10 protein-coding genes are annotated in these 13180 nt (G+C 37.2%); 2 read left to right on the top strand and 8 right to left on the bottom strand.

Annotation, left to right across the window (positions count from 1 at the left end; translation table 11 throughout):
• Positions 1 to 576: 576 nt before the first annotated feature.
• The 8 genes from E1171_RS18290 to E1171_RS18255 all read right to left on the bottom strand — a co-directional run bounded on the left by E1171_RS18290 (position 577) and on the right by E1171_RS18255 (position 9097).
• Positions 577 to 1125, bottom strand: coding sequence for a carboxymuconolactone decarboxylase family protein (locus E1171_RS18290; protein WP_155207505.1), 549 nt, complete (start codon positions 1123 to 1125; stop codon positions 577 to 579).
• Between the two features lie 146 nt (positions 1126 to 1271).
• The gene (locus E1171_RS18285; protein WP_155207504.1) at positions 1272 to 2921 is read right to left on the bottom strand and encodes an MBL fold metallo-hydrolase; all 1650 of its coding nucleotides are present in this window, start codon (positions 2919 to 2921) and stop codon (positions 1272 to 1274) included.
• Between the two features lie 97 nt (positions 2922 to 3018).
• Positions 3019 to 3609 carry a Crp/Fnr family transcriptional regulator gene (locus E1171_RS18280; RefSeq protein ID WP_155207503.1) on the bottom strand — a complete coding sequence of 197 codons (591 nt, stop codon included), beginning with the start codon at positions 3607 to 3609 and terminating at the stop codon, positions 3019 to 3021.
• A gap of 575 nt (positions 3610 to 4184) precedes the next feature.
• The gene (gene arsS, locus E1171_RS18275) at positions 4185 to 5228 is read right to left on the bottom strand and encodes an arsenosugar biosynthesis radical SAM (seleno)protein ArsS (RefSeq protein WP_155207502.1); all 1044 of its coding nucleotides are present in this window, start codon (positions 5226 to 5228) and stop codon (positions 4185 to 4187) included.
• Between the two features lie 90 nt (positions 5229 to 5318).
• Complete coding sequence (locus tag E1171_RS18270; RefSeq protein WP_155207501.1) at positions 5319 to 5654, bottom strand: arsenosugar biosynthesis-associated peroxidase-like protein; 336 nt, start codon at positions 5652 to 5654, stop codon at positions 5319 to 5321.
• A gap of 315 nt (positions 5655 to 5969) precedes the next feature.
• Positions 5970 to 6701, bottom strand: coding sequence for a TIGR04282 family arsenosugar biosynthesis glycosyltransferase (locus tag E1171_RS18265; RefSeq protein ID WP_187696528.1), 732 nt, complete (start codon positions 6699 to 6701; stop codon positions 5970 to 5972).
• Positions 6702 to 6929: 228 nt separating this feature from the next.
• Positions 6930 to 7769: a metallophosphoesterase family protein gene (locus E1171_RS18260; protein ID WP_155207499.1), complete on the bottom strand. Its 840-nt coding sequence runs from the start codon at positions 7767 to 7769 to the stop codon at positions 6930 to 6932.
• Complete coding sequence (locus E1171_RS18255; protein WP_155207498.1) at positions 7709 to 9097, bottom strand: sodium:solute symporter family transporter; 1389 nt, start codon at positions 9095 to 9097, stop codon at positions 7709 to 7711. The genes E1171_RS18260 and E1171_RS18255 overlap by 61 nt, the downstream gene beginning before the upstream one ends.
• 362 nt (positions 9098 to 9459) lie before the next feature.
• Here E1171_RS18255 and E1171_RS18250 point away from each other — a divergent pair, with 362 nt between their 5' ends.
• Together E1171_RS18250 and secDF are read left to right on the top strand one after the other, a co-directional pair.
• Entirely contained in the window at positions 9460 to 9819 is a 360-nt protein-coding gene (locus E1171_RS18250; RefSeq protein WP_155207497.1) for a hypothetical protein, read from the top strand.
• Positions 9820 to 10188: 369 nt separating this feature from the next.
• Positions 10189 to 13164, top strand: coding sequence for a protein translocase subunit SecDF (gene secDF / locus E1171_RS18245; RefSeq protein WP_155207496.1), 2976 nt, complete (start codon positions 10189 to 10191; stop codon positions 13162 to 13164).
• The last annotated feature ends 16 nt before the right edge of the window (positions 13165 to 13180 follow it).

Here is a 13180-nt window from a genome sequence, read left to right as displayed (position 1 = left end):
TCATGAAGCAGATCAATCTTGAAATAATACAAAAATAATATTCAATATCTAGCTTATTAATTACATTTTGACATCTTTTTATTTTTTTTAAGAAAAAAATAATTACCAAGAAAAGTTATAAATCAATCAATTCTTTTTTTTCACAGGAAAAATAATGGTCATGTATCTATTTACCCAAATTGGAAAAATCTTATAAGCCAAAAGTTTACTTTAAAAAAATTCCATTTTCTCTCCTTAATAAGAAGATTGGATAAAGATGGATAGAAAAAATACAGGAGGGCTCGATACCCTCTTGTATTTTTTCTATCCATCTTGCAGGATAAAAACGCTCTCGAAAAGAGAGGTTGGTTTCGCTTTGCCAATGCTATAATGGTTTGACATCTCACTTGACTGGCCCATTCTCCAGCAATCACTATTTACAACTCAACCACAGAGTCAACGGGCTAATGAGAATAGCCGAGGGTGGAATGCCCATAATAACGTGGTCCCCAATAGAATTGAGGCTAGAAACCGAACTTAAAGAACCTTCCCTAAGCTCCCACTAAAATCTTTAAATTCAGGGGAGAAGATGACATTCTACTTCAACTTTAGAAAGTCAGCCCTGTCGTATCCCTGTTTCAACATTTTCCCTTCCTTAGCGAATTGGCCTGGATTAACACTGAGTCCCAAACCATCTACATATCGATTCATAAAATTAAAAAGAGAGCAAACCGCTATAGCATCGTACAAGGCTCTTTCTGACCAACCTGCTTGGAATACAGCATCTGCGTCAGCCTGCACCATTTTTGCAGATTCTAGCGTTAATTTTTTGACGTATTTAAACAGGGGCTTTAAATTATCTTCTATTTCTGCTGAGTCAATATCTTCTAAGATAGAAGTTAAAAGCCTTTCCTCCACACCAAATTCTTGGGCTGCAGCGGAATGAGCACCAGCGCAATAACCACAGGCATTGGTAGCCGAAACAAAGGCAGCAATGAACTCTCTCTGTCCCTCACTTAAGGGAGAGTCCTTTGATCGCATTATTTTTTCCTGCAATTCTAACAAAGGTCTTTCTATGCCAGTATTAAATTTTTGAAAGGCATGTGGAACTTGGTCTTCCGTACTTAGAGATTGAAAAAAGGGCATATGTTAAAAGTTTTAAATGAATAACTACATGAATTTTATTACCCCTGTTACGCACAAAGCCGGAAAGGAAACTAAAAACAGAAAATTAGACAGTCCTATTTTGAGCTAAAATTCCCTAAGTACGTAAAATCAGTTCTTTTTTTAATTTAAGATCCTGCAAAGTTTCTAACGGTATTAAAGTCAAAATCTTGATTGGTAAAACCATGGGTGGTATAGGCCGTTTCCACATCTAAACCTTTGAAATCTACAAATTCTACCAGGTCTTTAGCCAATCTACTCATTCTTTCCTGATTTGTAGTACCTAAATTATCAAAAACAAAACCAAACCCGGCATTATACAAATCAGTAGAATATATTGTTTTGGTGGACGGTTTATAGATAATGATAAAATCTTCACCTTCTGCATGTTCCGTCGGAATAGTATATAAAATTATTTGTTCATCACCGGACCCAATAACCATCTCACCTTCAACACCTAACACATTTACTTTTCTTCCAGCAATGGGATTAAGAAGTACGGTATAAGGCTTATTAAGAATATTTTCAAAACTTTCTTTTGAACCAGCACCAACTATTAACTCTCCACCTTCAGCTAAATTCCCTCTTAAACCACCTACATGGTCAAAATGATTATGAGAATTTACTACATAGGAAATTGGGAGTGAACTAAATCCACTTCTAACTTTTTCTAATACGGCTGAAGAGCGTCTGTTATTCAATGGGGAATCATATAATAAAATTCCTCCATCTATTTGAAAAGCATAAGTATAATGAGATTGAAAATCTCCAGATACCCGAAATACTTTATTATCATTAGCAACCAGTTCTGAAGGTAAGGCTAATTGAGAGGTTGCATCTGTGAATTCAACGGGAAAATCTTCCATAAATCCTACCATTAACATTCTAAAATGAAACTGGGAAGACAAAGATCCATACTTAGCTTCATTTTCATCATAAGCCCAATCGGCCTCTGGTACAGTCAATTCTGAAGGATCGAAAGAAGGGTTTACTTCCAAATTACTTAATGTTTCCGTCCTTATTGTAAACCCATCCAATACGTGAGTTAATTGTGTTGGATATTTAATACTGTTTATTTCTATCCAATCCCCATAAACTACCTCATACAAAACATCCCCATATAATGGGTCATTTTCAAGGACCTGCGCTTTTAATGGTAAATAAGTTTTGGGATCAATTACCAATTCAACATCCGGGGTGGAACTACCCAACCCCAAAGAGGAGGTATTGTATCCAACACTGATGACATCAGATTTCCCACCTTGAATCTTGTTTGATGAAATCATTTTTAGAATAGCAAGAGGGGATGACATCAATAAAGTTTTTTTACGAGCCGCTAACTTGGTGGAGAACATGGGATCACCTGAAACACCAAACCCCGCAAAGTATTGGGAGAAAAATCCATTTATCCCTTCATTTCTCCCTTGGTTTTCATTAATCGTTTCAACAAAATTTAAATCGGTTTCGAAAGCATAGTCTGTTTGAATAGACCATTCTTGTTTTGATTGCTTTCCATTCAAATCATAGATTAAATTGTACGAAAAATCCGCTACCTTTCCATTAATGGGTTCGGGATCTTCCTGAAACTCAAACGCCTCACCTACTGCCTGATAACTAATTGTGCCAGAATTCTCAATTGCAGTAGAACCGCCTATTGCATTAATCATTTCCTCATACAAAAGGGTTTCATCAGAATTTACTGGATCTTCATCATCAGTACAGGCCGAAAAAATAAGCAAGAATAGAAGGAAATAGGAATGTGTTAATTTGCCATTCATAACTTTAAATTTTAGTTTCTAAATTCATTTAAAGCAAAGATCGGCCTCTTAACTATGAAGAAAAATGAACCAGTTTAAGACATTATCTTAAACTATATTAAGATATATTCTCCTTCTGTAGTTCCTTTTTTATTTTACTGAGAAATTCAGCTGTAATCCCAAGATAAGATGCAATCATGTATTGGGGAACACGGGATTCAATTTGGGAGTAGCGTTTTCTAAAATTAAGGTATCTTTCTCTTGCCGGCAAACTAATATTTTCAAAAACTCTTTTTTGATAAGAGATATAGGCATTTTGAAGTTTAATCCTGAAAAACCTCTCCAATTTGGGTATTTCTTGATATAAGATCTCTAGATTTTTATATGAAAATTGAGCTAATTCGCAAATTTCCATGCATTGCACATTATAATTTGATGGTTCCTGCCTTACAAAGCTCTCTAGATTCCCAGTCCACCAATTTTCAATTGCGAAGGAAATAATATGTTCATTCCCCTCTGGGTCCATATAAAATGACTTTAGACATCCTGCAAGGACAAAATTATGATACTTACAAATGTCTCCCTCTTGGACAACATATTGTCCCTTTAAGTATTTTCTAAAATTAACCTTTGAAAGAAGAATTTCATTTTCTTTGGGGGATAAATTTATGTAGTTTGAAATATGCTTCAGTAAAAGATTTTTTTCCATTATTCGTCTTTATTTTTCTAAAATCGGATTGCCATATCTTAATTGCTCTTGTATCCTTCTCATTTTTCAAGAGCTACTAAATGAAGGAAATAAAGAGGCTCAACTTTTGCTAAGAACCTCTCTCCTAAGGCTATATTAAAAATAACTAAGATTGGTGGACATTTTAACAAAGTTGACCATTTTTGAAATGGAAATACCTTTCCAATAATTAAAACTTCAAAGGTTAATTTTAAAATTAACTGAAAGTCCTTAAATGGGGCAAAACGATACTTTTTCCTTATTCCAACCCTCTTTTGTTTGGTAGCCAAAATGGTTTGGTCTTAATATTTTTACTTTTCCATTTCAATTCATTTTTAAAATACATATTTAACCCAATGCATAAAGTCCAGAAGCTATTGTTTTACACTTTACCTTCAATTTTATTTAGGTTGGATTAGTTCTCAAATTAAATTTAGTTCCTGAATTTGATATGATGAATTAACCCAAGTTATTATTGTATGCCCAATAATTAATCATCCCTCAAAGCAAAAATAACTTCAAACTCAAAAACCAAGAAAGACTTTTAAACAAATACCCTACACAGTCTCCCCCCCACAACTGGAGCCAGCACCTGCTGTACAGCCAAAGCAATGTTGATTGATCAATATATTTCGTCCCTTTAAAGCAATTGCATCAAAGTCCCTGATATGTTGGGATTCCCTGGTTGCCACTTTTAAGTCTAACATTTGGTTAAAATCGCAATCATATAAATATCCATCCCAACCCACGGAGATTGTACTGCGACACATTACGCCCGCTGCAGCCTGTGGGTTAAAGGCACTTACTAATTCCCGCATATAAGTTTCATACTGTTCCGACTGTACCAGATAATCTAAAAACCGACTTACCGGCAAATTGGTGATGGCAAATAGGCTGTTAAAAGCAACATCATAACCCCTATCCAACTTTTGCCTAAACTGTTTTTCTAACTCCTCCTGACCAGCGGGTAAAAAGCCTCCGGAAGGGTTATACACCAAATTTAAGATCAATCCACTTTCTTCTTTCCCATATCCCACAGCATTCAACATTTTCAAAGCGCGTATTGATTTTTCAAAAACTCCCTCTCCCCTTTGGCTGTCAGTCCTGCGGGCAGAAAAGTATGGCAAGGATGAAACCACTTCCACACCATGAGCCTTAAAAAAGTCAGGCAAATCATTATACTTAGGATTAGCTACGATAATGGTCAAATTACAGCGAACAATAATGTGTTTCCCCAGTCGATGAAGTTGCTCTACAAACCATCGGAAATGAGGGTTCATTTCAGGGGCTCCACCTGTCAAATCTACGGTTCGAATATCACTATTCCTTAAGGCCTGAAGACATGCTTCCATGGTTTCCCGACTCATGATCTCTTTCCGGTCAGGCCCCGCATCTACATGACAATGCTTACATACCTGATTACACATCTTGCCCAAATTTATTTGAAGCACCTCAATTTGGGTGGGTCTTAGGGGAAATAAATCACATCCTTTCAATTTTTCTTTAAAAGAAGGTATTTGAATACTCTTGTTATCTCCCAATAGGGCCAACTGAGCTTCCGTCTGAGACAACTGATGCTTTTGAGCTTTTAATGATTTCATTTACATTAAGTTAATTAGTCCCTTCAAAAGCATTACTAACGGGAATCAAATATCTCCTGCTAGTAATGCATCATTTGGCTTCAACTACTTTTACATCAATAGCTCCTTTGCCTTATTCATCATTTGGACACCATGTACCAAGCTGGCTCCTCCACGAATAGCTCCTGCCACGTGCAAAGCTTCCATCATTTCTTCTTCCTCTATGCCCCTTTTAACAGAATCCTTGGTATAGGCATCAATACAATACGGGCATTGAATGGTATGTGCCACTGCCAGGGCAATCAAGGCCTTCTCTCGAGCGGAGAGGCTTCCTTCTTTAAAAACCGAAGCGTAATAATCAAAGAACTTCTTACCTAATTCTGGTTGCCATTCGGAGATCTCTCCAAATTTCCCCAGGTCTTCTTTATTATAATAGGAATCACTCATAGTATTTTGCTTTAATATTTTCGCTAGAATTAATTTTTTAATAGTAGTTACATTTACACATTCCCTACTTTCTTACAATTTTGGATGAGAAAAGAAAACTAAAATATTCCAGATCATCCCAAACTGATAAAGGATGGATTACTAAACCTCTTAATTTCAATAGGTATTGGAAAAAGGAAGAAGCAAAATCCATAGCAGAAGATTTTAAGAAGTTTAGAATTACCCAACTTCCTATTCATCAAACAACATTTTGTCTACTCCCATTAGATGATTAGACCATTAACCATTTTCTGGACCATACCATTGTAAATAATACTATCTGTCATTGAAATTAAAAAAGTTAGGGAAACTTGATGGGAAAAGAGGTGGGCCTCGATAACCAAAAGAATGAGACGATTTAATGCCCCTATTGAAAAATCCTTCGAAAGCATTAATAAAGTCCTTATTCAAAAAAAATGCTTCTAATAACTTCAACAAGTTGTACGGAATTCGAATATGCCTAAAAAGTCGATGCAAATCAGCAGCCTGGTCAATATCTTCAAAAGAAGGCAAACAATATGAACGATTATCCTTTCTCCAGCTCAAAAGTTGGCTAAATACTTGATCGCTTCCCCAATCGATATTCAGAAAATGCTTCTTATCAAAGATTTCCTGATCGGCAGCCAGCAAATAAATTCCTCCATCCTTGGAAGGGCCCAAAACCAAAGAATAATTATCCAGAGCAATGGCAGCATCAATAAGAACTTTTGGAGTAATATTTGGGCAATCACTTCCCAATACAATTACACGCCCAAAACCTTTATCAAAAACAATCTGACAGGCATTAAACAATCGCTCACCAAAAGTGTCCCCCTTCTGAATATTTTCATTCAAATGAAAAAAAGGCAAGCCAGTTGCTCTTGTTGTTCGCTGCACCTGTTTCAACAAAAATTGAGAAATCCTTAGGTTTTGCTTTGAGCTTCCCTCTACAAACGTCTTATTCCTGGCCTCCTCCGCAGCAGAACGAGCAAAAATTAAAATGGCTGTATTTTTTAGAGAAGCTTTCAAATAATAGTGCTTAAATATGTTTTCAAATTGAGCTGGATAAAAATACACCAACAAACACTAAAAAAATGTCTGCTGTCTTACTTTTAATCCAGGCGTAAAATTTCAACTTTGAGTTGTTCTTAAAAAGCAGTTATAGATATTGGAACTTTTAACTTTCACACCCCTTCAACCATCAAGTACTCCTTTAGATAAACACTCATAAACAACTCAAAATCAATTCATTTAATTTCAAAAACAAAGAGAAACTCCTTGTTGTTTAGTTTCCTTTTCAGGAAGAATTTCACAATTATCCCACAATCCGGTCAAAAGTGTTTTAGCGTAAGCTTGAGGCAACTTTTTTTCTAACATAAGTTCGCTTGCCTTGAAATGGTCGTAATCAAAATGATGATGATTAAAGGAAAGGCCTTTATCCAAATCCGACAATAAAAGATACCAAACCCTGGGAGTAGAGTCATTGGCAGGCATCCCAATCGCTCCGGAATTTACCCACATCTTTCTCCCTCTTTCTTCACTAAAAGGAAGTCCACTGTGCCCCGACAATATCACTTCCGACCGACTTTCCTCAAAAACCTTTTTCTTTACCTCCCAATTCGTAGAGGCAAAAATATATTCAGACACTTTCCCATAGGAACCATGTACTACATAACAAGTCTTCCCTCCCAAGGTAAAACGGATATGGTCTGTTAAAGTCTGAATCCACTCTAGAGACGATTTTGAAAGCTGGCTTACAGCATAAGGGTACCATTGCTTTGAAAAAGTATGGCATCGGGAACCATCCCTAAAATCACAACCACAATCCTCGGCATTACTTCCCAATTGCAGTTCCACATTTCCAGCAATACAATGAATTCCCCAAGATTTCACCAATTGAAGACATTCTTCCGGCTGGGCACAATACCCCACCACATCCCCTGTACAGATAATATTTTCTGCCGGCACCCCTCGTTCCTTGGCAATTTGGTAGAAGGCTTCCAAAGCCTGAAAATTACTATAAACCCCTCCAAAGACTAAAACTTCTCCTGAAAGGTTGCCAAGATCTTTAACTTTTGGTTTGATTTGAAGATCCATTTTGGGATAAAAAAGAATAAAAAAGAAAGTATCAGGGAAATCAAACTGATTGATAGTAGATCCCCGTATTTTCCCTTAAAAAATATTAAAAAAGAAGGAATTAAGCCCAGGGCCATTAAAATCCCAAGTAAGAGGGATATTCCTACAGACAAATGAAACGAAACCTTTGGCACCTGGGTTCTCCAACAAATAAAAACAGGGGTCAGCCCCATTACCATTAATCCACTAATGGTAGTGGCCGACAAAATTTCTGGACCTAAAAATACAGGTATAGTCCCTAACATCGCTAATAAAACCATGGCCCAACGTCCTATGGAAAGGTTAGACTTTTCTTTTAATCCTAAATCCATAACCGTCAATTTGGAAAAAGAAGCAAAGGCTGAGTCCAAAGTAGAGGCCGCAGAAGTTATCATAATGGAATTCATCATTAACATCATTCCTATTCCAAAAGTGCTACTAATTTCCACTGCAGGATCTCCCTCCAAGCCTTTCGATCGAGCAATGACCCCCACAAAACTAAATAAAAGAATACATAAACCACCTACCCCTGTAGCGGTCAAAAAGCTATTCAAACTAACTTTTGGAGAAGCAATAAACGCCCTATCGGTCAATACAGGATCATGAAAAGGATAACTGAATACTTGTAGAAGCGCTACAGCTAGTAGATTAAACCCTCCAACAACATCCCAGCCTTCTCCCCTAATTTCTGGCAGAATTTCACCGACATGTGCTGGTAGGAGTTGTCCCAAAATTAAAAAGAGGAGACAACCGAATAAAGTCATCTGAATAGCATCCGTAAAAAAGGAACTACTCAACCCTCCTTTGAGAGTATAGGCCAAGGTTAAACTTGTAAATAATAAAATGGCAAAATAATAATTGATTGTCCCAGCTTCTCCAAAATATGATCCTATCACCATGGTATTGGACCACACTTCGTTAAACAACCGTATACCAATTAAAATAGAAAAAACTAGCAGCGAACTTTTCCCGAATTTCCGCTCCAGAAAAGAATGAATACTTTTTATATTCCCTTTTACCCGCATTTGATAAATCACCAAGCCAGCGACCAAAAAAGATAAATAATAAGCTGCATAGGCTATCCCTCCCACAATACCAGATTGAAAGCCTAAATTAGCTGCATTGGTGATAGATTTTGCAAAAATCCAGGAAATAACTAAACTACTGGTCAACATCAAAAAGGAAGGAGAACGACCGTCTTTGGATGCAAGAAAAAATTCCCCCATATTTTTTGCCTTGGGAGAAATAAAGAAAAGGACAACAAAGAAAAGAATGACAATAGTCCATTGCCCATAGGTTGCTTCTTGCATACTGATCAAATTAGATTAGAGGCTAAGGCCATCTCTAAAAAAATAATTCGGACCCAAGGTCCATATCCTTATGAGAAATCAAGGATTAAAAGTCCCTCAAAACTATTAAACCTTCAAAAATTAAACAATTCTGCTCTTAACAATTCAAATAAAGGTCTGACTCACGACAAAAGTGACCCCTGCATAATAATTAGCCGATTCATGCCTAAATAAAATCTTTAAAAAGATCTTTTTACACTAATCCTAAAGTCAAAGACGTTTTACCAATTAATGATACTGGTTAAAATCACAACATTTTTAAAAATATTAGTTCAAACATATTAAATTATAAATTCATCTGTTTAGATTTGCATTAAGTTTTAATGAGAATCCAGTTAAAAATATCGCAGTTCAGGCTTTTCGCAATGTATTTGTTGCCGCTTTGGATAGGCATGCTGTTCATGTCTTCTGTCCAGCAACATGCTGATTTTGAAAATCAGGAAAGTCAAAATCAGGCAATAGAAAAACTCTGCGCTACGAGTAATAAGGATCTGCATTATAATGATGTCACAGTTCCCGAATTGGATATTCATCCAATTCAAAGCTTTTATATCCTACTTATTCCAAAGTTTTTTACTGCGGTAAAAGCCCAGCCATTAAAGAGCTACAATAGCCCCCCTTTAATGCACCAAAGGCTTTTCAAAACCCTTTTCAGGCTAATTGTACAGCCTAATGCCCCCTAGCACCTTTCCTTTTTTTCTTGACATGCCTTTAGAGGTTCAACTTGTGGGACCAACAGATTGCTATTCAAAAAAAGAATTGCTGAAATTTTATATTTGAATCAAGCACCGTTTGAAAACTTTCATCTTTTCGGGAATTTTTTATATCCCGGAAGACAAATGATTCATTACTCTTTTAAATTTTCTTAAAGGTGTTGTTTCACCTTAAATAGATTTTAAAAGGAAAGTTTGTGGTTCCACAAAACAGGGATTTCCTTTATAAAGGTGCTTCCAACCAAAGGGTTAATCCTTTGCCTCTATTTGCTTATTAATACAGGATAAGCCTCGCATGTCTTTCAAAAAAATTATTTCAATACTTTTTACTCTACACCCATGCGAAATAAAGGTGCAATTCTAACATTAACAGTGATCATATCACTGCTTTGTCTCTATTATTTATCTTTTACTTATGTTTCAAGAAAAGTTCAAAAAGAGGCCGTTACTTATGCCACACAGGCAGATGGTACAATTGATTATACCCAAAAACAAAATTATTTAGATTCCATCTGGAAAACCCCAGTTTACCATTTCTTGGGGGTCCCTTTCACCTATCAGGAAGTAAAGGAAACTGAACTCAATTTAGGTCTGGATTTACAGGGAGGAATGCATTTGACTCTAGAAGTGATGCCGGGCGATATTCTTGAGAATTTAAGCGCCCACAGTAAAGATGTACGCTTTCGGAATGCTCTTTCTACTGCCGAAAAAGAAGCAAAAAATTCAGATCAAAAATTCACAACTTTATTTTATACGGCTTTTAAGAAAGAAGCCCCAGAAAGTCAATTGAATGAGATTTTTGCTAATTCCCAAAATAAAGATAAGATTGACTTCAAGTCTTCAGACCAAGAAGTGCTAAAGATGTTGGACAAGGAGATAGAACAATCGGTGGATCGATCCTTCAATATCCTCAGAAATCGAATGGACCGTTTTGGCACTTCACAGCCCAATATTCAGCGATTGCCAGGCACAGGAAGAATACAAGTGGAAGTGCCAGGTGCAGATAATCCAGCAAGGATCAGAAACCTCATGCAAAACGCTGCCCATCTTTCCTTTTACCGGGTGGCAGAAATGCAAGAGTATGCCCCTTCTCTACAAGCTATAAACTCCCTTTTGATAAGGGAGAAAAAAGCAAATGTAGACCATGATATCAATACAAATGATAGTCAAGATAGCATACAAGACAATGATTTAGCCAATCAGTTAAGCCAGGGGCAAAAGGATTTAACGGCTAACAATGGTAATACTTCTGAGGAATTGTCTCCCCTACTGAGTCTTTTACAATCCCAAGGCGGACTAATTTATAACCTCAAAGACACTGTTCAAATCAACAGCATTTTGGAAAAACCTGAGGTAAAGGCCTTACTCCCTTCCAACTTAAAATTTCTTTGGGCTATTAAACCTATTCAGAAATTACCTAATGGAGTGGAGTTAACAGAATTATATGCCGTTCAAAAGGAAAGAAACGGTATGGCAGCTCTGGATGGAGAAGTCATTACCGATGCCCATCAAGATTTTGATGAGAAAGGTCGACCTGCTGTTAGTATGAAAATGAACGCCAATGGAAGTAAAAAGTGGCAAAAACTGACAGCAGAAAACCTAGGAAGGAGAATTGCTATTGTGCTGGATAACAACGTCTATTCCGCACCGGTGGTGCAATCCGAAATCCCTGGGGGTGTTTCTTCTATTTCAGGAAACTTTTCTATTGAAGAAGCCAAAGATTTAGGAAATATCCTAAAGGCCGGTGCTTTACCTACTCGTCTTACCATAGTTGAAGAAGGCATCATTGGCCCCACCTTAGGCCACGTAGCTCAAATGCAAGGCATTATTTCCATTGTGGCGGGTCTGGCTATGGTTATTATTTTTATGATCGCCTACTACTCCAAAGGGGGAGTAATTGCTAACTTGGCCTTGATTTTCAATGTGTTTTTTATCCTCGGCATCCTGGCCCAGTTAAATGCGGCTCTCACACTGGCTGGCATAGCCGGGATTGTCCTTACCATTGGTATGGCCATTGATGCCAATGTGTTGATTTTTGAACGGATTAAAGAGGAATTGAATAAAGGGCTTAGTCAAAAGGCAGCCATTGCTAAAGGATATAACAAAGCCTACAGCTCCATTATCGATTCCAACCTCACAACTTTCCTTACAGGAGTAGTTCTATATTGGTTGGGTCAAGGACCACTTAAAGGTTTTGCTATTACCTTAATGATTGGTATTATCTGCTCTCTTTTCTCCGCCGTCTTCATTTCAAGGTTGTTTTTGGAAGGCCTAAGCAAAAAGAAAAATATTTCCTTTGCTTCGGCTATTTCAAGAAGATTGTTTAAGAAGCCCAACCTTAACTTTTTTGGCAAACGAAAAATGGCCTACAGCTTTTCTACACTGTTCATCATTATCGGTATGGTTAGCCTCCTGTTCCAGGGTGGACTTAACCTTGGAGTAGACTTTAAAGGAGGAAGATCCTACGTAGTACAATTTCCCGATAAAATAGAAGCATCCCAGCTTAAGTCTGAGCTTGGTGATGCCTTTCAAGATGCGCCCACGGAAGTAAAAACATTTGGTTCTTCTAATGTTCTGAAGATCACAACTTCCTATTTAATCGATGAAAACTCTGAGCAAGCGGATGAGCAAGTTCAGCAGGCTTTGGTAAATGGCCTTGAGAAACAGCTAAATTTACATTTCAACGAGACAGGAGAAGGACTGAATAATCAGAGTTTTACAATTGTCAGCTACTCCAAGGTCGGGGCAAGCATTGCCGATGATGTAAAAGCCTCTTCCATGGAAGCCGTTATGGCCGGCCTAGTGATGATTTTCCTTTATATTCTTTTTAGATTCCGGAATCTCTCTTTTGGATTTGGAGCAGTATTTGCCCTTTTTCATGATGTACTGGTGGTGCTTTCAGCTTTTTCCCTGGCACAACTCTTTAACATCTCTTTTGAAATCGACCAAGTATTTATTGCTGCCATGTTAACCATAGTAGGTTACTCTATCAATGACACCGTAGTTATTTTTGATCGGATCAGAGAGTTGGGGGGCAATTCCACCAAAAAGACACTGGAACCTGCTATTCTCAACAAGGCCATTAACAGCACCATAAGCAGAACACTTATTACCTCACTCACCACTTTAATAGTGGTAGTAATACTCTTTCTTTTTGGAGGAGAAGCCTTAAGAGCTTTTTCTTTTGCCTTGTTGGTGGGTATAGTGGCTGGTACCTATTCATCTATATTCATTGCTGCTCCCTTAGCCTTGGATACAAGGTTAAAAAGAGAAGTAAATAAAACAGAAAAATTAAAGCTTGCTCATTCTCATTAAGAAGGCAACATAAAAG

Origin of the sequence: Xanthovirga aplysinae, assembly GCF_009711365.1 — a bacterium.
GTDB classification, from domain to species: Bacteria; Bacteroidota; Bacteroidia; order Cytophagales; family Cyclobacteriaceae; genus Xanthovirga; species Xanthovirga aplysinae.
Note: the sequence above shows the minus strand (reverse complement) of the source record. Positions and strands in the feature narration are given on the sequence as shown.